The organism is Runella sp., from assembly GCF_965279615.1.
GTDB lineage: Bacteria > Bacteroidota > Bacteroidia > Cytophagales > Spirosomataceae > Runella.
Window position 1 is genome coordinate 2,299,641 of record NZ_OZ257252.1, and the last position, 25,428, is coordinate 2,325,068.

The 25,428-nt window shown below is 44.0% G+C and carries 19 protein-coding genes; 15 read left to right on the top strand and 4 right to left on the bottom strand.

Going from position 1 to position 25,428, the window contains the following annotated elements; translation table 11 throughout:
* Nucleotides 1-2: 2 nt before the first annotated feature.
* Entirely contained in the window at nucleotides 3-1,430 is a 1,428-nt protein-coding gene (locus tag ACQY73_RS10035; RefSeq protein ID WP_428665000.1) for a thioredoxin-like domain-containing protein, read from the top strand.
* Nucleotides 1,431-1,450: 20 nt separating this feature from the next.
* Here ACQY73_RS10035 and ACQY73_RS10040 read toward each other — a convergent pair whose 3' ends face one another.
* The 3 genes from ACQY73_RS10040 to ACQY73_RS10050 all read right to left on the bottom strand — a co-directional run bounded on the left by ACQY73_RS10040 (nucleotide 1,451) and on the right by ACQY73_RS10050 (nucleotide 3,344).
* A complete protein-coding gene (locus ACQY73_RS10040; protein WP_428665003.1) occupies nucleotides 1,451-1,969 on the bottom strand; it encodes a hypothetical protein in 519 nt (172 codons plus the stop codon).
* 55 nt (nucleotides 1,970-2,024) lie between these two features.
* On the bottom strand, nucleotides 2,025-2,834 hold the full coding sequence (locus ACQY73_RS10045; protein WP_428665006.1) for a hypothetical protein: 810 nt from the start codon (nucleotides 2,832-2,834) through the stop codon (nucleotides 2,025-2,027).
* Nucleotides 2,835-3,056: 222 nt separating this feature from the next.
* Nucleotides 3,057-3,344 (bottom strand): ATP-dependent Clp protease adaptor ClpS, encoded by a 288-nt coding sequence (locus ACQY73_RS10050; RefSeq protein WP_013925865.1) that lies wholly within the window; start codon nucleotides 3,342-3,344, stop codon nucleotides 3,057-3,059.
* Between the two features lie 97 nt (nucleotides 3,345-3,441).
* On the opposite strand from ACQY73_RS10050, the gene ACQY73_RS10055 reads away from it, so the two are divergent.
* From ACQY73_RS10055 to ACQY73_RS10120, 14 genes are all read left to right on the top strand, one after another.
* Nucleotides 3,442-4,923 carry a sodium:solute symporter gene (locus ACQY73_RS10055; protein ID WP_428665009.1) on the top strand — a complete coding sequence of 494 codons (1,482 nt, stop codon included), beginning with the start codon at nucleotides 3,442-3,444 and terminating at the stop codon, nucleotides 4,921-4,923.
* A 93-nt stretch (nucleotides 4,924-5,016) separates the two neighbouring features.
* Nucleotides 5,017-6,174, top strand: a complete 1,158-nt coding sequence (locus ACQY73_RS10060) for a DUF4249 domain-containing protein (RefSeq protein ID WP_428665011.1) — start codon at nucleotides 5,017-5,019, stop codon at nucleotides 6,172-6,174.
* Nucleotides 6,175-6,316: 142 nt separating this feature from the next.
* The gene (locus ACQY73_RS10065) at nucleotides 6,317-8,737 is read left to right on the top strand and encodes a TonB-dependent receptor (protein WP_428665014.1); all 2,421 of its coding nucleotides are present in this window, start codon (nucleotides 6,317-6,319) and stop codon (nucleotides 8,735-8,737) included.
* A 12-nt stretch (nucleotides 8,738-8,749) separates the two neighbouring features.
* Entirely contained in the window at nucleotides 8,750-9,103 is a 354-nt protein-coding gene (locus tag ACQY73_RS10070) for a DUF1801 domain-containing protein (RefSeq protein ID WP_428665016.1), read from the top strand.
* Between the two features lie 9 nt (nucleotides 9,104-9,112).
* Nucleotides 9,113-9,757 carry a YdcF family protein gene (locus tag ACQY73_RS10075; RefSeq protein WP_428665018.1) on the top strand — a complete coding sequence of 215 codons (645 nt, stop codon included), beginning with the start codon at nucleotides 9,113-9,115 and terminating at the stop codon, nucleotides 9,755-9,757.
* Between the two features lie 129 nt (nucleotides 9,758-9,886).
* Nucleotides 9,887-10,474: a Crp/Fnr family transcriptional regulator gene (locus ACQY73_RS10080; RefSeq protein ID WP_428665021.1), complete on the top strand. Its 588-nt coding sequence runs from the start codon at nucleotides 9,887-9,889 to the stop codon at nucleotides 10,472-10,474.
* Between the two features lie 98 nt (nucleotides 10,475-10,572).
* The gene (locus ACQY73_RS10085) at nucleotides 10,573-11,358 is read left to right on the top strand and encodes an alpha/beta hydrolase (RefSeq protein ID WP_428665024.1); all 786 of its coding nucleotides are present in this window, start codon (nucleotides 10,573-10,575) and stop codon (nucleotides 11,356-11,358) included.
* A gap of 401 nt (nucleotides 11,359-11,759) precedes the next feature.
* On the top strand, nucleotides 11,760-12,044 hold the full coding sequence (locus ACQY73_RS10090) for a GNAT family N-acetyltransferase (RefSeq protein ID WP_428665027.1): 285 nt from the start codon (nucleotides 11,760-11,762) through the stop codon (nucleotides 12,042-12,044).
* Nucleotides 12,045-12,060: 16 nt separating this feature from the next.
* The gene (locus ACQY73_RS10095) at nucleotides 12,061-12,957 is read left to right on the top strand and encodes a pirin family protein (protein WP_428665030.1); all 897 of its coding nucleotides are present in this window, start codon (nucleotides 12,061-12,063) and stop codon (nucleotides 12,955-12,957) included.
* A gap of 232 nt (nucleotides 12,958-13,189) precedes the next feature.
* Entirely contained in the window at nucleotides 13,190-14,665 is a 1,476-nt protein-coding gene (locus ACQY73_RS10100) for a capsule assembly Wzi family protein (protein ID WP_428665033.1), read from the top strand.
* A 308-nt stretch (nucleotides 14,666-14,973) separates the two neighbouring features.
* Nucleotides 14,974-17,394, top strand: coding sequence for an exo-alpha-sialidase (locus ACQY73_RS10105; protein WP_428665036.1), 2,421 nt, complete (start codon nucleotides 14,974-14,976; stop codon nucleotides 17,392-17,394).
* Nucleotides 17,395-17,673: 279 nt separating this feature from the next.
* Complete coding sequence (locus ACQY73_RS10110; protein WP_428665039.1) at nucleotides 17,674-19,224, top strand: DUF4394 domain-containing protein; 1,551 nt, start codon at nucleotides 17,674-17,676, stop codon at nucleotides 19,222-19,224.
* Between the two features lie 335 nt (nucleotides 19,225-19,559).
* Nucleotides 19,560-21,212: a hypothetical protein gene (locus ACQY73_RS10115; RefSeq protein ID WP_428665042.1), complete on the top strand. Its 1,653-nt coding sequence runs from the start codon at nucleotides 19,560-19,562 to the stop codon at nucleotides 21,210-21,212.
* A 32-nt stretch (nucleotides 21,213-21,244) separates the two neighbouring features.
* Complete coding sequence (locus tag ACQY73_RS10120) at nucleotides 21,245-22,912, top strand: hypothetical protein (protein WP_428665044.1); 1,668 nt, start codon at nucleotides 21,245-21,247, stop codon at nucleotides 22,910-22,912.
* 33 nt (nucleotides 22,913-22,945) lie between these two features.
* Here ACQY73_RS10120 and ACQY73_RS10125 read toward each other — a convergent pair whose 3' ends face one another.
* Nucleotides 22,946-25,423 carry a hypothetical protein gene (locus ACQY73_RS10125; protein ID WP_428665046.1) on the bottom strand — a complete coding sequence of 826 codons (2,478 nt, stop codon included), beginning with the start codon at nucleotides 25,421-25,423 and terminating at the stop codon, nucleotides 22,946-22,948.
* Between the last annotated feature and the right edge of the window lie 5 nt (nucleotides 25,424-25,428).

The following is a 25,428-nucleotide window of genomic DNA, read 5'->3' on the forward strand; positions in this document are numbered from 1 at the left end:
AAATGCGTCAGCTAACTTTCCTAACCTGTTTTATTTTCATTGGTATATCAGCAATAGCCCAAACCGGCTATACTATTAAAGGAACCATTAAAGGACTTCCTCCGCAGCCTTTTACCTTGGCTCATTATTTTGGGTCTTCCCAATACATTGTAAAAGATACTGCCGTAGCAGATAACAGCGGAAGTCTGACGTTTACGGGCGACAAGCACCTGCCCGAGGGTGTTTACATGTTGCTTTCGCCCACCAAACGCCGCATTGCCGAATTTATCATTGGCAAAGAGCAACATTTTACCTTTAGCTCCGATACCGTCAACGTGATAGCGAATATGAAGATCGAAGGCTCTTCCGACAATGAGTTATATTACAAATTTCAACAACAGATTGCGGGTTATAACGGTGAGATCAGCATTTTGACCGCCCAGATGAAAATGCGGCAGGATCTCATGACACAAACCAAGATCAACAATTTGCGGCGTCAGATCTTTACTTATTACCGCACATTTGCGCAGGAAAATGCCAATACACTGCCCGGGAAGATCATGAAGGCCAATCTTGACATCGAACTGCCGGCGGCGCCCAAACGCCCCGACGGCCGTGTGGACTCTGCTTGGTTGTTTCAATATTATAAAACTCACTTTTGGGATAACTTTGATTTTTCAGACGACCGTCTCGTACGCACGTCAACCCTACAACGAAAGTTGGATCGTTACATACAGGAAGTTACCTTTCAAGACCCGGATTCATTGATTCAATCCTCCGATTTTGTGATTGAAAAAGCCTTAAAAGGAGGTAACAAAGAAATGCAGTCTTACTGTATTTGGTACCTGACCAACAAAGCTGAAAACCCTGCTATCATCGGCGGTGAGCAGGTTTTTGTTCATTTGGCCGAGAAATATTACATCGGCGGAATCATGCCGTCTACGGATTCAAGTACGGTTCAGAATATTCGTCAGAAGGTCAATACTTTAAAACCCCTTCTCGTAGGAAAAACCATGCCGGCGCTTTCCCTGACCGACACCACGGGAAAAATGCGCTCACTGGCCGATCTGAACGCTAATTATACCATTGTGATGTTCTATGATCCCGATTGCAGTCATTGTCGACAATCTACGCCTGTATTGAAGGAATTTTATGAAAAGAATAAGAAAACCTTAGGCTTGCAAATCTTAGCCGCATCGGTAGCACGCGCGCCTGAACAATGGAAAAAATACATTAGTGATTTTGGCGTACAGGAATGGATACATGGATACGATTACAGTTTCCGTATCGACTTCCGCAAAGATTTTGATGTGGTCAATACGCCGATGATCTACGTCTTGGATCGCGACAAAAAAATCATTGCGCGGCGTATTCCGGCAGAACAACTGGATGGATTTATGGATTATTACCAACAGCGACTCGCCTACGAAAAGGCCACTAAAGTGAAGTAATTACCTCTATAGTAATTACTTCACTTCTTACCGAACAGGTAATTAACTCCCACTTGAGGTTGTCTTATAAATGCAGTCGGAGAGCCCTTTTTGCCACCGAATTGCAAACTATATCCAAGATCAATATGGAACGATGGCAGCACAAGGATACTCAATCCGGGATTAATGAATACAATTCCTAAATGCCTGTTTTGCAGAGCAAAGCTTTTACCGAATTGGTAAGAAGCTTCAATAAATGGTGAAAATCGAGCATCAAAAAACTGATAGCGCACCAAAGGCCCGATTGTAACATCGTCTCCACGAATAGTTTCGAACCACTCTTTAGACCAGGTAGCTTCTGCGCCTATGAGCAGATTTTTGGCAATAAAATAACCTGAATACACCTGAAGACCATTGCGATTTTTGAGGATATTTCCTCTGCTGTACCCATCTTTCAGGCCAACCTGCCAAGTGCCTTTGGCAAACTGTTGAGCGTATGCGTTTTGTGAATTTAAACCGGCAACTATTCCCAACAAACAGAGGTACAAAAAGGGTTTCATCGGAAGAATGGTTTAGGTATTTTGGTACAATTACAACTATTACAACTTACTGCACTCAATAACTATATTCATACTGTACATCCTGATCGTCATTTCGTTTGATCTGCATTCTCGAAACACGGCCATTACTGTCAAAAGAATAAGTGAACTCCATACTAATATTCATTCCATTATTTTCATTAATAACGGCTTTTTTCAACAAACGGCTGCTGTATTTTCCCAAAAAATCGCCTCTGAACGAGAATTGCGGCGTTGCCCAACCGAGTATTTCCTGACGAATTGTATTGGGGTATTCGGTGTATTCATATACATTTTGAGTTTTATCGCCCCGATGTGTTACTCCGCTCCATTCCAACAGATCTCCATTACTGCTGTACTTCATTTTTGTCAGATTTTTTGAATCTGCCATGCTTACCAAGTAGCCGTTTTTGTAGAAATATTGATTATTGGCTACTTTCCCATTTACGAAGAAGCCAACCCCGCTTTCGGCCAGCCCTTCCTGATTGAGCTGAAAACTGATATTCCCACCGGTGGCTTTTCGGGCAACCGGATCATACGTAATGCTGAATCCACTACTGCCTATTTGGTCGTCTACAATACTTATCCATTGATTTTGTGAATCATAGCCAAAAGAATAACTACTAATAAAAGGTCCTAAAGTTACTTTAACAGACTTAGGAAGCGCATTGACGACCAAAGGAACAGGCCCTTGAATGGTGGTGTGTTCATCAGCGTATTTTTTGGCCTGTTCTGCCAACGTCAATTCAGGAACTGTAGGAGTGAGAGTTTCTTCAGACCCTATTTTTTCACACGCAGAAAGGGCCAAAGTCAATGCTGCAACGGCAAGTAAAACGTTAGTTTTCATGAAGATAAGAAGGAAATGAGTGAGGAATGGCAATTAGAATGCAATCATAAAACGATTGGCAAAAATGTTTTAGTACATCACTCTAAAACAAAAAAGGATCGTTGCGATGCCATTCATCCGTTACAGAAGGGTTATATCATAGACAAGCCTGCCTTCCTATAATTACTATAAGAAGGCAGGCTTTTTGTTAGTAGTATAAATCTCAGTAAAGAGTATACATCCTCAAAGGACTTCCGCAGAAATTCCTCTCCGGCATATCTCCTGACGTAGGGGAACGAGTTCTTCCCACGAACCATTTTTCACTTTACATTTTCCTTTGTAGTGAATAATAATGGTACATTGCTCGGCTTGCTCAGGGGTGTGGCTGCAAACCTCCATCAGTGTATCTATCACCCAATCAAACGTATTAACTTCGTCATTGAAGACCACTAAACTATACAGGTCGGTCTCCACCACTTTTTCTTCAATTTCTTCTAATACGTCGATTTCCGGCATCTCAAACAGTTGCATTGGGCAAAGTTTTTTTTGGTTTTACTATAGTTATAACAAATTTACAAAAAACCTTAATAGGTTTGCAAAATAATAAAAGTTTTAACCCATTTCTTCAATGAGCCCCTACATTGCACTCAGTATTTTAGTAGTTTACTTCATTGTTTTGATTGCCGTTTCGATCTATACGTCCCGAGGGGCCGATACCAATACATTTTTTACCGCCAACAAACAATCACCTTGGTATTTGGTAGCTTTCGCAATGATTGGAACATCGCTTTCAGGCGTTACGTTCATTTCTGTTCCCGGCGCTGTCGGAAAAATTCAGTTCTCCTATTTTCAGGTTGTTTTGGGCTATATTTTAGGTTATCTGTTTATCGGTGCGGTACTGATGCCGCTGTATTATCGCCTCAATCTGGTTTCTATTTATACCTATCTCGAACAAAGATTTGGCTTTTGGGCATACAAAACCGGCTCGGCTTTCTTCCTTTTATCCCGAACTCTCGGCTCGGCGGTTCGCCTTTATGTAGCTGCCCAAGTATTGCAATTGGCTATGTACAACGGATTGGGAATTCCTTTTGAAGTTTCGGTGGCGATCACCATTGCCCTGATCTGGGTGTACACATTCAAAGGAGGAATCAAGACCATCATCATCACCGATACTTTACAAACCACCTTTCTGGTTACGGCCGTCGCGCTGACGATCTATCTGGTAGCAAAAGAACTTAATTATTCATTTAGCGGCATGGTTTCCGCCATTTCCGACAGTGAATATTCCCGTGTTTTCTTCTTTGATGATCCCAAAGACAACAAGTATTTTTGGAAGCAGTTTTTGTCGGGCACCTTCATTGCCATTACCATGACGGGCATGGATCAGGATCTGATGCAAAAAAACCTGACCTGTAAGAACATCGGTGAAGCCCAAAAAAATATGTTTTGGTTTACCATCACGCTTACCTTCGTCAATCTGATGTTTATGAGCCTGGGTGTGTTGCTTTATTTTTATGCCCAAAGCAAAAACATCCCGCTTCCTGCCCGAACCGATGATCTGTATGCCATGCTGGCGCTCAATCACTTTGGTGTGCATGAAGGAACGGCAGGCGTGATCGTTGCCATTACTTTCCTGATCGGAATTACGGCCGCTACTTACGCCAGTTCAGATTCGGCACTGACGGCCCTGACCACGGCTTTCTGTATTGATTTTATGAACGTTGCCAATAAGCCTGAAACCGAGCGCGCCCGCATTAAGCATTGGGTTCATATCGGTTTCTCGGTGTTATTCTATATCGTTATTGTGCTTTTCAATCAGATGAACAGCAAAGAAGTTATTACGGCTATTTTTGACATTGCAGGCTATACCTATGGACCTTTGTTAGGCCTTTTTGCTTTTGGTCTGTACACCAAGCGTCCGGTTACTGACCGACTAACTCCTTTGGTTTGCGTGGCCGGCCCGATCATTACCTATATTCTCAATCAAAATTCAGAAGTATGGTTCAACGGCTATAAAATCGGTTTCGAGCGCCTCATGCTGAACGGCTTGATCGTATTTCTGGGATTATTGCTCATTTCCAGACCTAAAAAAACCGGCTTGGCTGTTTAGGCCTGCATTTTTATTTATTCGTCGATTTTAATTCGTCCGAATGGGTAAAATAGGATAAATTAGTGGTTTGTTACTAAACCACTAATTTTCAGGATGATTTTTAGGAAGACATTACTCTTTGTTTCACTTTTATTAGTGGTAACAGCATGTGTGGAAGTGTATGATATTCGTTATACTTTAGACGCCAACGTTATTACGGTCGATGGAACCGTTACCAATCAACGAGGACTCACGGTCAATCTGCGCACCTCACGCTCTTCAGGCGCCAGTTATTATTCTGAACCGTTACGGGAATGCACCGTTGAAGTTTTGGTCGGAAACGGCAGTGTTGTTTTATTAAAAGAAACATCAAGCGGCGTGTATTCAGCACCTGAAAATTTTGAAGGACAGGTTGGACAAACCTATAAACTTCGTTTCAAAACGCCTTCCGGAACAAGGTATGAATCCGACGAAGAACGTATTGCCGAGGCCCCTCCCATTGCAAAAATATACCACAAATTTAATCAGAACGGCATCCTTGAACGTACCGGCAATCGCGTACTAGCCTCTTCATTGGATGTTTATGTGGATTTTAATGATCCCGGCGATAAAAAAAACTATTACCAATGGCGTTGGACTGATTTCGAAGACCAGCGCATTTGTGCCACGTGTGAAGGCGGAAAACTCGACGTTAATACCCGAGAATGCGTAGCCGAACGCAACAGTAAAGCTATTTACGATTATATATGTGAAACCAAATGCTGGGAGATATATTACAGCAATGAGATAAATGTTTTCTCAGATATTTACTCCAATGGCCGTACTGTTACGGGGCGTTTAGCGGCCAAAGTTCCATTCTATTACATTGGCCCCGGATATCCAATCGAAGGGGCATTGGTGGAAATACAGCAGTACGCTATTAGTCCAAGCGCTCATGACTATTACAAGCTTTTAAGCGATCAGGCCCAAAACACAGGCAACCTGACAGATACGCCGCCCGCCGCCATCATCGGTAATATTCACAACGTGAATGACCCAACTGAGAAAATAGCAGGTTATTTCGGTGCGGCAGGGGTAAGCAAATCACGTCTTTTTATTGACAAGAGACCCTACTTTTCAGACGCTTTCAAGTACCTGACATTGGGTCGAAACCCGGTTCGAGAGCCTGATACCCCGCCCATGCCTCCCGATTTTATATTTCGTCCGCCTTTCGCGCTTTGTCGAGCCTCGGCTAACCGTACGCCCATACAACCGGAAGGATGGATTCCCTGATTTTACATATAGCTAGGTTTCACTAACCGCTTTTTCTATTGACCGTTTTGTTTCTGACTGTTTTTCCCTGACCCGAACGCCCATTTGTACGGAAGGTTGGCGATCAAAGATATTCATACCATTATTAACCGCTACGTATCTGATGACCTTGAAACATTTACTCATTTTTATCCTCTTATTCAGCGCAGTCATACGTGTTTTGGGACAGCAACGGCCAAAGTTTCAGGCAACTCGACCCAATGAATTAAGCGGTATGGTACGCGACTCCATCACGGGAGAACCCGTTGCCAACGCGGTTATTCGCGTCAATTTTGACAAGATCGGGCTTTACACCGACACAACCGGTACATTTTCGGTCAATTTGATCGACGCCGAATACGTGGTAACGGTAAGTCGTTTGGGTTACAGAACATTTCGTACTCGGGTCAAAATGAATAAAGCCATTCACTTGGACATAAAATTGATGAATGTGGCAGAGGAATTGGAAGAGGTTGTCATTTCAACCCAAGCCGTGGACGAGAATGTATCGCGGCCATTGTTGGGTGTAACGCAGATAAACATCAAGACCATTAAAAAACTGCCGGCCATCATGGGTGAAATAGACGTGTTGCGCAGCCTGCAAATGCTGCCGGGTGTAACGTCGGTGGGTGAAGCTTCCAATGGAATCAATATACGGGGCGGAGCGGTAGACCAAAACCTGATCCTGTTGGATGATGCGCCTATTTTTAATCCTACGCACTTGTTTGGGCTGTTTTCAGTATTCCCGCCTGACGCCGTTTCAAGCATGGAACTATACAAAGGAACTACTCCCGCGCGGTTTGGCGGACGAGCCGCCGCAGTATTGGACGTTTCGATGTCAAATCCCAGTTTGGATAAATTCAGTATGCAGGGAGGCGTAAGTTTTGTGGCCAATCGGCTCACCGCTGAAGTTCCGCTTGTCAAAGGAAAAGTAGGACTTTTGGTGACGGGGCGGGGTGCTTTCAATGATTTTGCCTTTCAGTGGGGGCCGCAAAAACTCAAAAATATTCGAGCCGGCTTTGGCGATGCTGCCGCAAAATTATTCTGGCGCATCGGCACAAAAAACACCTTATCGCTCTCCAATTATTACAGCACGGACTTCTTTCAAACCGATCTGCTTGGGGGGATAAACAACATTAATTCCAGCTCGACTCAATACAAATATAAAACACTCAACTTTACGGCACGGTGGTTTCATTCATTCAATAACCAATTTAATGTCCAGACCACGGGAGTATACAGCAGATACCGACCGCGTATTTTATTGCCCGAAGTAGACAGCGATAATAAGGTAACCATTGGCTCGGAAATTCTTCAACGTCAGGTAAAGACCAATTTCAATTATTCACCAAACAGTCGACATAAGATAGAATTAGGGGCTAATATGACCCATTACCAACTTCAGCCCGGAACACTGGACCCCGGAAGTAATCAACGCGTAAATGCCCAAACCGTTCCTACTGAAAACGGCATTGAGTTGGCTTTACACGCAGAAGATGAAATAACGGTAACTACCAAAACCACGGTTTCGGTTGGCTTGCGGTATTCGTACTTTATGGCATTGGGCCCGAGTGCCGTACGCACCTACGCAGCAGGCGGTCCCCGTTTGGAATCGACCATTATTGATTCGGTTTTTTATGGCAACGGCAAAGTCTCTAAATCGTACGGTGGGTTTGAACCGCGTATCGGGTTACGTTACACCATCGACGAACAAACATCAGTCAAATTTGGCTATAACCTGATGCGTCAATATTTACAGGTTGTTTCCAATACGACCACTCCCCTGCCCACCTCCCGTTGGAAAACCAGCGATGCCCACATTCGTCCGCAGGTGAGTCAATTGTTGTCGGCGGGTTATTTCAGGAATTTCAAGAGCAATATCTATGAATTGTCGGTGGAAGGGTACTATCGCTCCACTGACAACGTTCTGGATTTTAAACCCGGTGCTGATTTTTTACTGCAAAGTTTCATCGAAACACAAGTGTTGCAGGGTAAAAGTCACGCGTATGGCGCAGAATTTATGTTGACCAAGAAAAAGGGCGAGATCACGGGTTGGGTCAATTATACCTATTCCCGTGTGTTGAACAAAGTGAACGAAGGGCCGCTTTTTACGGAGCAGGTCAACGACGGCAAATGGTATCCTGCCAATTTTGATCGTCCTCATAACATCAATATGTCCTTCAATTATTCAGAAAATAAGTACCATAATATTTCATTTACATTTACTTATGGAACAGGTCGCCCGTATACGATCCCGAACGGTTTTATAAGTTTTCAGGGTAAAGCCTACCCTTACTACGCCGAACGTAACCAAGGCCGACTCAAGGATTATCACCGCCTCGACTTCTCGTGGCAGATCAATAATCCAAGTCTCAAAAACAATCGTTGGGTAGGAAGTTGGATTTTTACGGTGTATAACCTCTACGGGCGTAAGAATCAATATTCGGTATTTATGCGTACCCAAGGCACGGCATATAACACGTACCAACTTCAAATTTTCTCCTCGCCCGTGGTATCGTTGGCGTATAATTTCAAGTTTATGTAATAGACCCGCGTAATGAGGGAAATCGACACTTATTTTCTTGAAAAAGCAGAACCTGCAAAAAGTTGTTTGTTATTTTTGAGAAGTTATTTGCTCAACCTTGACAGTAACATCCGCGAGACTTGGAAATACAGCATGCCTGTCTATTGTTATAACGAAAAAATGTTTTGCTATCTGTGGACGCAAAAAAAATCCGGGCAGCCTTATATTGGCATCGTAGAAGGTAATAAAATACATCATCCATTGCTTATTCAGGAGAAAAGAACGCGAATGAAAATTTTGCTATTGGAACCGGCCGAGGATTTACCGATAGAAATACTCAATGCCATTTTGAACGAAACCCTCAACTTGTACAGATCTAAATTATAACAGCCCATAATGCTCTCCGACGAAACCTTGGCTTTGGCCCAAAAACTGTGGGATTATCACCATCTCAATCATACACTCGAAAAATCGGATTGTATTTTAGTATTGGGCAGTCATGATCTGCGCGTTGCCGAGCGCGGGGCTGAGCTGTATTTACAGGGATGGGCGCCGATCCTGATTTTCTCGGGAGGGCTTGGCCGGCTGACGCAAGACATGTGGAAAGATGCCGAAGCAGATAAATTTGCTTCCATCGCAATGAGCATGGGCGTACCCAAAGAAGCCATTTATATCGAAAACAAATCCACCAACACAGGCGAAAATATTCTGTTTACCCAACAGCTTCTAACCGCCCACGGCCTTGCGCCTGAAACATTTATCGTGGTTCAAAAACCGTACATGGAGCGCCGCAGTTATGCTACCTTTAAGAAACACCGGCCTGATAAACAACTCCTTGTAACCTCTCCGCAATTGACGTTGGACCAATACCCCAACAAAGAAATATCGTTCGAAGAAGTTATTCATATCATGGTCGGCGACCTTCAACGCGTAAAAATTTACCCCGAAAAAGGATTTCAGATTTTTCAGGAAATTCCTGAAGATGTTTGGGCTGCTTATGAACAGTTGGTGACCTTGGGCTACACTTCACATTTGACCTAAAATTGCCCCAAAACCATATATTTTGGTATCTAAATAAGAAGTTAGCTCTAACTTATTTTTCAAGCAAACACTCGCTTTTATATTCCCTTCTTTTCTTCTAACTTGGAGAGTCTAAACCCTCTTCCAGCAATGACCGAGAAAGAAATTCTCCAGTATTCCCTGTCCCAATTCGCAGAGATGGACGAGGAAAACTTCCAATTATCCTCCTCTTATTGGCAATACAAGACCTACGAAAAAGGAAGTTTTTACAACGAGCAGCGCAACATTTGCCGCTACTTGGGTTTCATTTTAGAGGGCGTTTTCAGAGCCTATTATACCGACGACAAAACGGGTGATGACAAAAACATGTTCTTCTTTACTCAGCATCAGATAATTACTTCTTATAAAAGTTTTGTTACCCAAACACCCTGCAAGTACTACACACAGGCCATGACCGATGCCAAAATTTGGATGATCAGCATCGAAAACCTGACCCTTCTTTACAAAAAATCGCACCAATGGGAGCGTTTCGGGCGGCTTATTGCCGAATATGCTTTCAATATCGTCATGGATAAAAACGAAGGTTTTCTTTTTAAAACACCCGAAGAGCGTTACTTGGAAATGACCCAACAGCATCCTGAGCTATTGCAATCCATCCCGCTTTATCATATTTCTTCTTATCTGGGCATCCAAGGCCCTTCTCTCAGCCGCATTCGAAAAAGAATTTCGGGGAAATGATCGATTTTAACTTGGGTTAAAGTTTTTGACACGTGCACGGCGGACATTTGTATCATCATTTAACACAAACAGATACTTAAACTTTAATCAATAAGACAATGAAAACGATCAAAACAAAAACCGTCGTATTTATCACAGGAGCTTTCGTAAGCAACAGCAGTTGGGATGACTGGAAAACATATTTTGAAAGCAAAGGCTACAAAACATTTGCCCCTGCCTGGCCATTTAAAAACGGAACCGCCAAAGAATTAAGAGAAAGACAACCCAACGACACCGACTTGGCAGGCTTACGATTGAGCGAATTGGTTGACCATTACGCTGATTTTGTCAAAAAATTACCCGAAAAACCCATTTTGATCGGTCACTCGTTGGGTGGGTTGGTCACGCAGATTTTAGTCAATCGTGACTTGGCAGCCGCCGGCATCGCTATTCACCCCGTGCCACCGCTTGGCGTTATTCCTTACGAATTTTCCTTTTTGAAAGCCGGCTGGAAAGCCCTCGGTTATTTTACTTCCACCAAGAAAACGTACCTCATGTCGCTGAGTGATTGGCAGTACGCTTTTACCAATGAGATGTCGTTGGAAGATCAGAAATCTTCTTACGAAAAATATACCATTCCTGAATCAAAGTTAGTAGCCAGAGATGGGCTGTCAAGCGCCGCAAAAGTGGATTTCAACAAACCTCACGCACCATTGCTAATTACGTCAGGCAGCATTGACAACATTCTCCCTGCTTCGCTGAATTTACGTAATTTCAAAAGATACAATACCCCGGGCTCTGTTACGGATTACAAAGAATTTAAAGGCCGTAACCACTACGTATTGGGACAGCCTACCTGGAAAGAAGACGCGGACTACATTCTGGATTGGATAAAAGCACACTAACATCTACGGTTAGCTAACAAAAACAAATCGATAAATACGCAGTTGCGGTCGCTGGCACTATTTCTTCAGCGACCGCAATTATGCACTATATCTATCTGTAAATCAATGCATTTTAATAGTTAAGTGCTTTGGCTAGGATAGTTGAAACAGTATGCCGGTATCCGGTTACCGGCCGGGTCGGGTTGTGACCGCTCTCCACACAGGGCCAAACTCTCCGTGCAGAGGGTTGCTCACAACCCGGCCCGGCACGCCATCACTGCAATTCCGGCTCGCATAGCTTTCGAACAACATTGCACCATTTTGGAATACCTTGGCTGAAAAGTCACCAAAGACGAATACATCATTTATTCACAATATGGCCTATATTCGCGTCTTCATACATTTTAAAAAACAACCGGTTCATGGGAGAGTTCAAGCATAAACAAACCGAAAAAGGAGGTTATTTCTACTACGAATCGGAGGGCAAACGATTGGCCGCCATGACGTACGTTCAATCAGGAGACGATAAGATCATCATCGATCATACCGAAGTGGATAAGTCGCTACAAGGGCAAGGCATTGGAAAAAAGCTGCAATCAGAATTGGTTGATTTTGTAAGGAATAATAATCTGAAAGTAATTCCTCTGTGCCCTTTTGCCAATGCTACGTTTCAGAGAACTCCTGAATGGCAAGACGTTCTTTCTTAACATAACGCCAACGACAATGTCAAACATCAACATGATTATTGAGGAACGGCCTGCCGACATTGGCAATTTTCTGGTAGGCCGTTTGCTTCCTTTTCGGGGGAAACGGATGGTTGGGCCCTTTATTTTTATTGACCACATGGGTCCTGCCCTCCTCAAAGAACACCAAAATATCGATGTAGGACCACATCCCCACATTGGACTTTCAACCCTCACTTACCTGTTTGAAGGAGCCATTATGCACCGTGACACGTTGGGGACGGCTATCGAAATCTTTCCAAATCAAGTCAACTGGATGACCGCCGGCAAAGGAATTGTGCATTCTGAACGTACGCCCGAGTACTTACGCCATTCAGACAAAAAACTGCATGGACTTCAAATTTGGGTGGCTTTGCCCAAAGAGTTGGAAGACATGCCTCCCGCTTTTTACCACGCAGAAGCCGACCAAATTCCCGCTTGGGAAACTGATGGTGTTTCATATAAACTAATTGCAGGTGAGGCATTTGGACACAAATCACCCGTACCGGTTTACAGCAAATTATTCTTTTTGGAAATTAAAAGCCCTACCACAAAAACCATCCGTCTTGGGGATGAATTGTTTGGGGAAGCAGGCCTCTATATTTTAGAAGGAAGCATTGAAAGCGAAGGCAATACTTACGAACCCAAACGCATCTTGGTTGCCAAAAACAGTCAACTGTGTGAGTTTGTCATCCATGCCAACACAACCATTTATATCTTCGGCGGAGAACCTTTTCCCGAAGAACGTTTCATCTACTGGAATTTTGTAGCGACGAGTCAGGAAATCATCGAAAAGGCAAAGAAAGACTGGAAAGAAGATGTTTTTCCCCGCATTGATGGCGAAGGCGAACTGATACCGTTGCCGCCCGAGCTACCGCATTTAAGGGTCAAGTACTAAAATTCCCTCTACAATTTCCGTCCGTTACAAACATTCAGGCCGGAGGCCTTTTAATAACCGTCACGCGGCAGAGCCACGCGACTGCTTGTATCCTTTTACATTTTTCAGTTTTACATTCATCATTTTTCGGTTTTTACTCTAAGCTAACATTATAAAATTGTCCAATGCATACGTCTAAAACCCTCATTTGCCACGTATGTATTGACAGTTTTAGACCCTCTCTCACAACTATATGAAGCTACGCTACTTATTGGCAGCAACCGTCGGTCTTTTTTCCCAAGCGGCTCGAACACAGTCTGTGCAGAAAGTAAGCGCCTATAGTTATCAACTTGAATTGGGTGGCGTTGTCGCTACTTCTTCACAAACACCTTTTTGGTTACGAACCAATCAATACGGCATTATTCCCTTAGAAAGCAAATTTGGCACGGCGCGGATGGGCATGAGTCGTCAGTACCGCACTGATACAACCCTAAAATCTGCCTTTGATTGGGGATTTGGGGTTAATGGAGTGTTCAATGTAACCGAAAATAACAACAAAATTTGGTGGCCTGACCTGTATGTGAAAGTAAAGCTAGGTCCTTTTGAACTCTCAGGCGGCAATCGTCGTGAGATTTTTGGCTTAGGAGACAGCACGCTGACGTCGGGTTTTGTGGCGTGGTCGGGCAATGCAATGCCTTTTCCAAAGATCCAATTGCAAACCATTGATTATGTGCCGCTTAAATTCCTAAAAAGCATTCTGTCCTTTAAAGCAAGCTACGCTCATGGGTGGTTTACAGTGCCTTATATTCAGGGTGCTTATCTCCATCAAAAGACAATTTATCTGCGTTTCGGCAAACCTCATTGGGCGCTTCGATTCTACGCGGGCCTAAATCATCAGGTGCAATGGGGTGGGAAAGCTGATTATTTGAAGGGAACGTTGCTGGCTCAAAACGGTCAATTACCTTCTACGTTTCGTGACTATATTTCGCTCATCACAGGTCGTTATCCCGACGACCTCAGCAACGACCGCTACACCGTTTTCGACGGTACCAATCGTATTGGTAACCACTTAGGAAGTTATGATTTTGCCTTGGAGTGGCAGCAAAAATCGTACAGATTTTTGCTTTACCATCAACACATTTACGAAGATGCATCAGGATTGGCATTTCAGAATTTCCCCGATGGATTGACCGGGATCAGCATTTCAAGAAAAAAAAATACCAAAGAAAACATACTGTCAATCAACAAATTAACCATTGAATATTTATCAACACTTAATCAAAGCGGGGCCGTTTTTGATCCTTCTGCGCAGTACCAAGGCACCGACAATTATTTTAATCACGGCCAATACATTGAAGGCTGGTCTTATCTGAAACATACGTTGGGCACTCCCTTTATAGCTCCCGGCTCAACGCTGAAAACCGAAGTACAGGACCGTTTTAAGGGTTTCTTTTTTCCAAATAATCAGCTAAAGGTTTGGTACGTCGGAAGTGCCTGGACGCTTGGTAACAACGTAAATATCACCACGCGCAGCTCATTCAGCCAAAATTTTGGATCGTTCTCTTATATTTATACGCCTGCCTTGCAGCAATTTTCTCATCTGCTTTCCGCGCAAATCATTCTTCCTAAAGTAAAAGGGCTGACCTTGATCGGTTCTGCCGCGCTTGATCATGGAGCCTTGTTTCCTCAAACTTTTGGGGGATATGTAGGGGTAAAAAAACGATGGTAATTGTTAAGACAACCCTGTTTTATTACTTTACTCTTCCGCTTTTTAGTATATAGGCCACAAAATCTTCTTTCATTTTCACCGGTAAATTTATCTGTCGGCACTTTTAAGTGAATCGGCTGATATTTTTTGTTTTTACTTTTTAAAATTTTTTAATTTTACCTTTTCCTAATTTCACACTATCTCGAAATTCCGATTGTGAGTTTTACATTGTGGGACGACGGTTGCTCTTTGTTTTACATTTTTCGGTTTATAATTTTTCAGTTTTACATTTTTCAGTTTACAATCTTCCAGTTCCCAACCCTTACATTATGAATCTAAAATCATTCTTTTTTCTTCTATCTGCTTTTGTAAGTACCACACTTTTTGCGCAGACCCCTGCGGTTGTGTTGGTCAAAGAGGAATTTATTTTTGACAATCCGCCCGTACCTTCCTGCCATGCTTCAAGTATTGTACAACTGGGCGATCAACACATGATGGCTACATGGTTTGGCGGCACTGCCGAAGGAAAACCCGACGTAACTATTTGGCTGTCAGAATACCAAAAAGGGAAATGGAGTCAACCGAAACAAATGGCCGATGGCATCATTGATGCCACGAAACGGTATCCCTGCTGGAACCCCGTTTTGTTCAAAACCAAAGAAGGAAAGCTCATGCTTTATTACAAAGTGGGGCCTAATCCGCGCGAATGGTGGGGGATGGTGCGCTCTTCGACCAACAACGGGAAAACATGGTCGGCACCCGAAAAGCTGCCCGATGGTATGTTGGGCCCTATCAAAAACAAGCCCATCCAACTTTCCAACGGCACTATTTTACACCCAACCAGCACTGAAAGTGTGACGGGAGGCATTTGGCATGTGCATTTGGAGAAAACAGATAAAGAAGGAAATAATTGGCAAAAAATCAACATTGATAACGGCGATTTCGGTGCCATTCAGCCCAGCATTTTGACCTATCCTGACGGTAAAATGCAGTTGCTGTGTCGTAGTAAACAGAATGTGGTAGTACAAACATGGTCGAATGACGGCGGCAAAACCTGGAGCCCGGTAAGCGCAACCACTCTTCCCAATCCTAATTCAGGAACAGATGCCGTAACACTCAAAAACGGCACTCAGATTTTGATCTACAATCCGCTGATACGCGGCAAAGATTGGCAAAACGGGCGCAATAAATTGCGTGTAGCAGCCTCCAAAGACGGGATCAACTGGCAGGACATTTATATCTTGGAAGACGAAGGCAAGGGAGAATTCAGCTATCCGGCCGTCATTCAAACTACCGACGGATTGGTCCATATTACCTATACGCACGAGCGCAAAAAAGTAAAGCACGTAGTGCTGAAAGTCCCTGATGTGCTACCTCCCAAGCCCGTTGGGCCTACTCCTTCAAAAGCACAAATGGGCTGGCATGAAATGGAGCAAAATGCATTTATTCACTTTACTACCAATACATTTACGGATTTGGAATGGGGCTATGGCGACGAGAAACCGTCTATTTTCAATCCTACTCAAACCGATGTGGATCAGTGGATAAAAACACTCAAAGATGCGGGCTTCAAAGGAGCCATTCTAACCTGTAAACACCACGACGGATTTTGCTTATTTCCCAGTCAGTATACCGAACATTCTATCAAAAACAGCCCTTACAAAAACGGGAAAGGCGATATTGTCAGAGAAGTGGCCGATGCCTGCAAAAAATACGGTTTGAAGTTCGGAGTCTATTTATCGCCTTGGGATCGCAACCACCCCGAATACGGCAAACCCGGCTACGTAGAATATTATCGCAATCAACTCAAAGAAATATTTACCAACTACGGCCCCGCCTTTGAAATGTGGTTTGACGGCGCCAACGGCGGCGATGGCTATTATGGCGGTGCTCGCGAAAAACGCCGAATTCAAGGTTCTACGTACTATGATTGGCCGACTACACTTGATTTAGTTCGTAAGATGGAACCTAACGTCATCTTTTTCAGCGATGCCGGCCCGGGCGTGCGTTGGGTAGGAAACGAGCGCGGAGTAGCGGGCGAAACCAATTGGAACAGCATTACCCCCGATACCCTGTTTGCCGGCAAAGGCGGTATTGAAAAGCTCTTGAACACCGGTGCAGAAGACGGCACTCAATGGATACCTGCTGAAGTTGACGTGTCGATTCGTCCGGGTTGGTTTTATCACGCCAAAGAAGATGCAAAAGTACGCACGCCCGAAAATCTGTTTGACATTTACCTGACCTCCGTAGGACGTGGCTCAACGCTCCTGCTCAATGTTCCGCCCGACCGCCGGGGATTGATCCATGAAAATGACGTAAAAGCATTACAGGGATGGCGGGCGATGATTGACCGTGAATTTAAAACTAACTTGGCCGCTAACGCCAAAGTAAAAGCCAATTCATTCCGTGGAAACGCGGCTAATTACGCGGCAGGTAATGTTACGGATGGCAATAAAGAAACCTACTGGGCCACCAACGACGATGTAACTACGGGAAGTCTGGAAATTGATTTGGGAAAGACCCAAACCGTGAAATACGTAACCCTCAAAGAATACATTGCCTTAGGGCAGCGCGTTAAGGCTTTTGAGGTAGAAGCATGGCAAAATGGTGCTTGGCAGAAAGTAGCCCAAGCTACTACCATCGGCTACAAGCGTATTTTAAAATTAGCGCCTGTGCAAACAAACAAAATCCGCGTGACCATTACCGCTGCTAAAGCATCTCCGGTAATTTCTGCGGTTGAGATTTATTAATAAAGTTTGTTTTTTTTATGACGGTTACGGTAAAAAAATAATCCGTAACCGTCATAAAAAAAAACGCTATTCTTTACTTTGTTCAGGCATTTTACTAAACTCATTCCTTTCTAAGCCTTTTATTTGCCAATATAATTCATCATACTGTTTGAAGTAAAAGTGCTTTACGAAGCAATTCTCTGCTTTTTTCCATCCTTTTTGCTCAATCCGGGGTTTGGTTTTCTACGTAGGTACGGTTGTTAAAATTTCTCTTACTAACACTGTTAACAACTTACAACTATGCTCCACGTCAAACATCTACGATTGTTTGTCATTGCCGTCGTGGCTTCACTGCTCACGCTTAATTCGTGCACTGACCACCGGTTACCGCCTGCTCCTCTGACATTACCCGATGTATCGTTTTATGCGCTCAATGACAACAACCAATTAATGTTGATCAACGTACGGACCACAAGCAGTCCAACGGCAACAGCAACCATTTCGGGATTGCCCACAGGAGAAAAAATTCTGGCCATTGATTTCCGTCCCGCCACGGGTCAATTGTACGGCATCGGCAGCGACAGTCGTTTGTACGTCATTAATCCTACATCAGGTGCCGCCCGCGCCATTGGCACGGGTCCATTGAGCTCGGCCTTGAACGGCAGCATGATCGGCTTTGATTTTAACCCAACCGTAGACCGCATTCGTTTGGTCACGAATACAGGTCAAAACCTGCGCCTGCACCCTGAAACGGGCGCGGTAGCCTTAGTAGATGGTTCCATCAACGGAGCCGCCGGAGCGATGATCACGGCAGTAGCTTACACCAACAATAAAGCAGGAGTGACGAGCACTACTTTATACGATATTGATCCTGTCAACGACCGACTTTACAAACAAAATCCGCCTAATGACGGAACACTGGAATTTGTAGGTTCACTTGGAATTGACATTACCGGAACAGCAGGATTTGATATTTCTCCAAATGGAGATGCTATTGCCGCCGTAACTATTTTAGGGCAGTCAGAATTAAATCAGGTAAATCTTACCACGGGCCAACTCCAGAAATTGGGCAATTTACCGGCCAACATTATTGGTATTGCCATCCCAACGGAACCCGTTGCTTATGCTATCAATGATGCTAACAATTTGCTCATTTTCAATCCAATGGCAGCTTCTCCCATTGCTCCAACAACCAAAACGATCATGGGATTACAGGTCGGCGAAAACATTTTAGGAATTGATTTCCGTCCTTCCAACGGTCAGCTGTACGCCCTTGGCAGCACGAGCAGAATTTATACGCTTACGGTCAATGCCGCCAACACTGCCACTTATACTGCTACGGCTTTAGGTTCAGGCCCCTTCACTCCCGCCCTATCAGGAACAAGTTTCGGTTTTGATTTCAATCCCGTGCCTGACCTTATTCGGATTGTCAGCAATACACGGCAGAATTTACGAATAAGCCCGTTAACGGGAGCTCTCAATACTGCGGATACAGACCTAAGCATTGTATCAGCCACGATTACAGCGGCGGCTTATTCCAATAATTTTGCCGGCACAGCGACCACTACATTATACGATATTGATACTCCTGTTGGCAGCAATGCTATGCTTTATACGCAAAATCCCCCTAACAACGGTACTCTAAACTTGGTAGGTTCATTGGGTATGGAAGTGGAAAGTGCCAATGGATTTGACATCGGCGGAGCCAGCAATGCTGCTTATGCGTTGCTCCGTGTGGGCGGAATCACGAAAGTGTATACCATCAATCTGACCACAGGTGCCGCCACAGGAGGCTCATCCCTGCAAGGCAACCCAACCGTGCGTGGCATGGCGATAGGATTAGGTTTTTAAATTTGTTGGAGCGAGGTAATTTTGGGCAGACGCAAGGCCTGCCCCTACACGTTTGAAACCCAATTAATTGCGTTTAGAAATAGGTAGAAACAAAAAAAGACAGACGTTAGGTCTGTCTTTTTTGTTAATGTGTAGGGGCAGGCCTTGCGTCTGCCCGATAACCGCGAAACCACCAACGCAAAAAGGGCAGACGCAAGGCCTGCCCCTACATATTTTTTAACCGGGTGGAGATTCTTCAATGTTCTTTTCACCCGCATTAAACCCTGAATAAATTCTTATTTTTGCGAGCAATCACAAAATCTACCTTATTCTATTCGGTTGTATTACCTCTTTTTATGACGCCAACGCATTGGATTTATTTTGATACCTCTCCCACTATTTGGTGGTTGCTTTGCCACTTAGCATTAGGCATAGTAAGTTTTCAGCTCATTCGTCGGCAACAACCTTTTTCTGATTGGCTTTTTTTAGTTGTTATCGGCGTTGTTACGGGACTTATGCGTTTTCCTGCTTTTGTGTATAATTTACCCCTCAACCCCGATGAAAGTCAGCTACTGGCGCAAGGGTTAACGTTGGCCTACGACCCTATTTTTTACCGTTCAGTCGACCCTACCACGAGTGGCCCGATCAACAGTTCTTTGCTTACTTTTTTATACTTTTTGGGAGTTAAACTTGATTTTCGGCTAGCTCATTTTCTTAGTTGGGTCCTTACGTTTATTTCTCTGACATTGATCTATAAGTCACTCAAACGGCTTCAATTAGGTGTAAATGCCCAATTGGCCTTATTGCCGGCGGCGGCCTTTGTCAGTTTTGTGCAGGATGAAGACTATCTGCATTATTACAGTGAAAGTATCGCCATCGTATTTTTGAGTCTGAATGTATATTTAATGTCCCGTTGGGACCAACGTAAAAAGGTTCTTTTCGGCGAACTCATCGTTTTTGGCGTTTCCACCGCACTCATCGTATTGTGTAAAATTCAGGCTATTCCATTGGCATTTGTGCTGGGGGCAGGCAGCCTTTACTTCATTTACGCCTATCATAAACCCAAGTTTTTCGTTTATGCAGCAGTGCTTACTCTGGGCGTAATCGGCGTTTGGGGAGTATGGCTAGCCCATCTGTGGAGCTACGGAATGTTGGAAGATTTTTATTTTTACTATATCAAGGCCAATGCCCTGCTGAAAAGAAATTTTGGTGCCGATGCCCCCAAGCCGGCAATTACTTTATGGGTAACGTTTCCTCTGATTGTCTACACCCTTGGCAAAGGACTCGAATATTTCTTTTTGCCTTTCATCCTTTCAGGATTGGGGTATTTATTCTACCTTTTTTCAAAAAAAACGTTTTGGAAAACACTGTCATCCAAGCATTATTTTTGGGTTCTCGTTGGCATTTATTTTGTAGCGGTCATTGCCACGGTGATCAGAACGGGCAGTTTTTACCCTCACCATTTCCTTTTCTTTATCGTCCCTTGCTGCCTCCTCATGGGCTTTTTCCTCCGCCGACTTCCTTCCCAGTGGGGTTGGTTGATTATGATAACCCAGGGAGTATATTTTTTCTATTTTGCAGTTGGAACCGTAACAAGAACGGGAATTAACAAATACCCAACCAATTTTTCTGACGAAGCAGAGTTCAGTCCTGTAAGCCGCGAAATCCTCAAATACGCAAAGCCCGGCGAATACCTGGTAGTGTGGGGTTGGGATTGTCAATATTATGTAGAAACACAAATGCCGCAGGGAGTCAATGAAAATCACAGTGTTCGGAGTGCGATGGAACACTCGCTTCAAAAAACCTATTATCAACGCTACGTACGCGACATCATGCGTACCAAGCCGGCGGTGTTTGTTGATGCTATGACCAAAACCACCTTATGGATGGATGACCCTGACAAATACGGCCATCAAAATTATCCTGAGTTGGCCCATTACATTGCAACTCATTATGCCCTTAAAGCAACCATCAACGGGGTTAGAGTCTACGCAAGGATTAAAACCTAACTTCTTTTCAATTCTGCAAAACATTCTCCTGTATGCTTCTGCGTTGGATTCAATTTGATCAATCTCCGACCTATTTTTGGATGGCGGGACATTTGTTTATAGGAATTTTCAGCGTTTGGCTTTTACTTCGACAGCGCCCACTTCAGGATTGGCTGTTTTTTACGGTGGTTGTGGTGCTGACCGGTTTAATGCGATTGCCCGTTTTTTTGTTTAATTACGAACTCGACCCCGATGAAAGTCAGGCATTGACGCAGGGAATTACGCTGGCGGTTGATCCCATCATTTATCAGTCCGTTGATCCAACTACGGGCGGCCCCTTAACGAGTTACTTATTGGCAGCATTAGCGCAATTAGGCTTTACACTCAATTTTCACTTGGCGCACTTGGTGGGATGGTTGCTTACATTGATTTCGTTGTTTTTGGTATACAAATCAGCGATTTTTTTGAACCTGAAAACTACCGTTCAGTGGGCCATGCTTCCATTTATTGCCTTTCTGAGTTTTATTCAATTAGCGGATTTCGTTAGTCTTTACAGCGAAATCACATGCATGATTTTATTGAGTGCAAGTCTCTGTTTCTTAGCCCGTTGGTCATACGTTAAAGCCATTACTATCGTCGAACTTATCGTCTTTGGCATTCTCCTCGGATTGCTTCCGCTCTGCAAAATTCAGGTGTTGCCTATGGCTTTTGTAATAGGCGTTTTTGCTTTTTTTCAAATTTTCTTATTCCGGAAAACCAAAGCGATTCGTTATGGGGCAATCCTTGCAGGAAGTGTTCTTTCAGTGTGGGCAGGTTGGAGCCTGTTCCTTTGGAAAAATAAGGTCTTGGATGATTTTATATTATTTTACATTAAAGCCAATTTTCAATATACAGATGCGCTGGCTGCAACCAATACCCGCAGCCCTCTGCTTAATTTTTTCCGGCTTCCGTGGGTCATCATTCGGGGTGGTAGTGGCTTTGAATGGCTTTTCTTACCTTTCTGTTTAGTAACCTTTCTCTTCGTTTTATTTTCCTTTTATCGTAAAAAAGGCATTCGCCTGCTATCTACGGATTCTTACTTTTGGGCAATGATTCTTGCTTATTTGGTCATGGCCGATGTAGCCATTACGCGCACGGGAAGCTTCTACGACCATTATGATCACTTTTTATTGCTACCCTTTTTGTTGCTGATGAGTTTGTTTTTAAAGCACCTTCCATCGTGGGGAAAATGGTTTGTGCTTTCTACACAAATATGTTTTTTGATCGTTTTGTTACAGAAAACAATGCTCGATCAGCCAACCAATACTTACACGTATTTACCTCGAAAAGAAGATGTCAGCAACAAAAAAGTCGCTGATACTATTCTCAAATATGGGCAAAAAGGCGATTATTTGGCGGTATGGGGCTGGTCGTGCTCTTTTTACGTACTTACCCAAATGCCGCAGGCCGTCAACGAGAACCACACCACCCGAAGTGCTCTTGCGCAGCCTTTGCAACCTGTTTACCTCCAACGGTATCTCAACGATCTAAAGCGAACTCAGCCTCCCGTATTTGTAGATGCCGTTGGCGAAAAAGCCATTTGGATCAGTGACCGAACCAAATACGGACATGAACGTTTCCCGACGTTGGCAAAGTACATTTCTGATAACTATACGCTAAAGGAAGAATTGGAAGATGTGCGCATTTATGCCCGAAATAAAAAAGGGAATCCGGGCCATTGACCGAACTCCCTTTCTAATTTGGCTCTTTTTCGTTTAGGCCTCTTTGGAAGGCTTACGGCGATATTCCATAAAAATAGCTCCTGCAAACAGCAACACCCAAGCCACCGCCGCAATTCGATCAATCTGACGGCCTGTTTTAACCGCAGGCGGATCAAACTTAAACTCAATTTTGTGTTTTCCTGCGGGGACGATCATCCCTCTAAGAATATAATCAGCGCGGAAATGCGGCGTTTCCTGACCATCCACGAACGCCTTCCAATCAATTCCGCCCCGGTAATATATTTCGGAGAAAACGGCAGTTTGTGTCGTTGGTGAATTTGATTCATACGTTAAATGATTTGGTTTATACTCCGTCAATCGAATAGTAGCGGTTGTATCCGGTTGAGGCGTCACGGTTTTCAACTGGTCAGCAAAACGCTTATCGACAAGTGCTGTTTGGCGCGGGTTAAAGGTATCCAAAGCTTTCAATTCTTCGTCAGCATTGTTTACCTGTTTCACTTCTTTTACAAACCACGCATTTCCTAATGCTTCGGGGTTTTTTTGTACCGTTGGTTGGCCGTCTTGTCCGGGCACGATAAAATAGCGGGTATTAAGCATATTGTAGACCGCCATTGTATTCTTACTCAATTGCGCATCCATTACTTCGCGATAGCGTCGCAGAGAAGCTCCGTGATAACCGCCCAGTGATTTATGAAAATAGGAAAGGCGCGCATCCATCAATGGATTGGTTGTCAGATCAATAACGCGGTAATCGGGATCAGTATCCTGTAAGATCTGCTGATTGGCCGCGCTGGGCTGAAACAGTTCATCGTACGAATAATACTTTTGTTGGAAACTGTCAGTATTTACATAACGACGGTCTACAGCCCACATATCAATCAAAGTAAGCCCTACCAAAATACCGGCAACGGCGGTTACATTCTTCAGTTTTTGGGTAGCGTAAGCCCACACAACACCCGCACCAAGGAGGATAAAAAAGAAACTTCGGAAAGCATCTGAGCGCAGCATATCGCTTCGATCAGCCAACAATGCGTTGTAAATTTCGTTGGCTGCGGCCTTATTATTGCCAAATTGCTGCGTTAGCCCTTCAATAAATCGAGGATCATTCTCACTTCTGAAATCAAACAGGCCGGGCACCAACGCAAATAATAAAGCCACACCGCCGGTCAGTCCCAAACTAATGAAAAAAGGGCGTTTCAACTGTTCCCAATCGGGTTTGTTTTCCAGCAAATTTTTCACGCCCAACGCCGCAATGACCGCAACACACAATTGCACCAACGACATCGCCATACTCACCGCCCGAAACTTATTGAACATTGGGAAATAATCAAAAAGTGTATAATTGAGAATGGCCAGGTTTTTCCCCCATGACACAAACAGGAAGAAAACAAACGCAACCACAAAAGGATATTTATACCGATTGTCGGCAAGGAAAAGACCCAATATAAACAAAAAACAAATAATGGCTCCTGAATAGATACCACCGCCCACGAACGTCTGATCACCCCAATACGTAGGCAGCGAACGCACAAACTGAGAGGCCGTTTCAGGCGGAATATTATAGCGCCCGAGGGCTTTATAAGATTCTGATTTCTCATCCAATTCCCCGCCTGATGAGCCGCCTGAAAAGTTAGGAATAAGCAGTGTCAATGATTCGAGTTTTCCGTAGCTCCAACCAAAAGCGTAATCGCGATCAAGGCCGCCACTGGTACTTTTTTCGCCCGGTTTGGGACTCAATTCCGATTTGCCGCGAATGGTCTCTTTGGTATATTCCAACGTTGTCCAAAGCACTGATGTATTGTTGGCCACGATCAAAACTCCCATAACCGCTAATAGCACACTGGAAGTAATAAACGAAGAAAGTTTCTTTTGGCGAATGGCTCGCACAATTTCGAAAATGGCAAAGATGGCGATGATGATGCCCGAATAATAGGTGATCTGAGCGTGGTTGGCCCAAAGGTCCAGCCCTAATCCAAGGCTGAATACCGCAGCGCCTATCCAACTTCGACCTCGGTAAGCCCAAATCACACCCGCGATCATAATGGGAGCAAACTCCAGCGCCTGTACCTTGGAAATATGCCCTGCTTCAATGATCTGGATGTTATAGGAAAAAAAGGCAAAGGCAATGGCACCCAAAACGCTTGTCAGCAAACCGCATTCAAGCGCCAATAAAAGTATATAAAACCCCAACAAATAAAAGAAAATATAGCCCCCCTGCCCCAATTGGTTGATCACAGACCCCATCGGGATCAAAATACCGCGCGAATGGTGTCCCCAGATAAAATACGTGGGCATTCCGCCAAATGTACTGTTGGTCCATCCCGTCCATTCACCTGTTTGTTTAAAAAAATCCGACGCTTCGCGAGAGGCCGCCGCTGCCTGTAAAGGGTCATTTTGAATGAGGGTTTTCCCTTTGAGCACCGGGCTCATGTACACGATGGAAAGGACTGCAAAACCCAAAACCACCAATAAATGAGGCAACAGAGCTTTGAAATTAAAGGATTTTTTCATTAGTA

Coding starts and splice junctions, on each gene's coding strand:
- ACQY73_RS10070 (WP_428665016.1), top strand. CDS start 8,750: ATGAGGGAAATCGACACTTATTTTCTTGAAAAAGCAGAACCTGCAAAA.
- ACQY73_RS10105 (WP_428665036.1), top strand. CDS start 14,974: ATGAATCTAAAATCATTCTTTTTTCTTCTATCTGCTTTTGTAAGTACC.
- ACQY73_RS10110 (WP_428665039.1), top strand. CDS start 17,674: ATGCTCCACGTCAAACATCTACGATTGTTTGTCATTGCCGTCGTGGCT.
- ACQY73_RS10060 (WP_428665011.1), top strand. CDS start 5,017: ATGATTTTTAGGAAGACATTACTCTTTGTTTCACTTTTATTAGTGGTA.
- ACQY73_RS10075 (WP_428665018.1), top strand. CDS start 9,113: ATGCTCTCCGACGAAACCTTGGCTTTGGCCCAAAAACTGTGGGATTAT.
- ACQY73_RS10095 (WP_428665030.1), top strand. CDS start 12,061: ATGTCAAACATCAACATGATTATTGAGGAACGGCCTGCCGACATTGGC.
- ACQY73_RS10035 (WP_428665000.1), top strand. CDS start 3: ATGCGTCAGCTAACTTTCCTAACCTGTTTTATTTTCATTGGTATATCA.
- ACQY73_RS10040 (WP_428665003.1), bottom strand. CDS start 1,969: ATGAAACCCTTTTTGTACCTCTGTTTGTTGGGAATAGTTGCCGGTTTA.
- ACQY73_RS10115 (WP_428665042.1), top strand. CDS start 19,560: ATGACGCCAACGCATTGGATTTATTTTGATACCTCTCCCACTATTTGG.
- ACQY73_RS10065 (WP_428665014.1), top strand. CDS start 6,317: ATGACCTTGAAACATTTACTCATTTTTATCCTCTTATTCAGCGCAGTC.
- ACQY73_RS10050 (WP_013925865.1), bottom strand. CDS start 3,344: ATGCAACTGTTTGAGATGCCGGAAATCGACGTATTAGAAGAAATTGAA.
- ACQY73_RS10055 (WP_428665009.1), top strand. CDS start 3,442: ATGAGCCCCTACATTGCACTCAGTATTTTAGTAGTTTACTTCATTGTT.
- ACQY73_RS10085 (WP_428665024.1), top strand. CDS start 10,573: ATGAAAACGATCAAAACAAAAACCGTCGTATTTATCACAGGAGCTTTC.
- ACQY73_RS10100 (WP_428665033.1), top strand. CDS start 13,190: ATGAAGCTACGCTACTTATTGGCAGCAACCGTCGGTCTTTTTTCCCAA.
- ACQY73_RS10120 (WP_428665044.1), top strand. CDS start 21,245: ATGCTTCTGCGTTGGATTCAATTTGATCAATCTCCGACCTATTTTTGG.
- ACQY73_RS10125 (WP_428665046.1), bottom strand. CDS start 25,423: ATGAAAAAATCCTTTAATTTCAAAGCTCTGTTGCCTCATTTATTGGTG.
- ACQY73_RS10090 (WP_428665027.1), top strand. CDS start 11,760: ATGGGAGAGTTCAAGCATAAACAAACCGAAAAAGGAGGTTATTTCTAC.
- ACQY73_RS10080 (WP_428665021.1), top strand. CDS start 9,887: ATGACCGAGAAAGAAATTCTCCAGTATTCCCTGTCCCAATTCGCAGAG.
- ACQY73_RS10045 (WP_428665006.1), bottom strand. CDS start 2,834: ATGAAAACTAACGTTTTACTTGCCGTTGCAGCATTGACTTTGGCCCTT.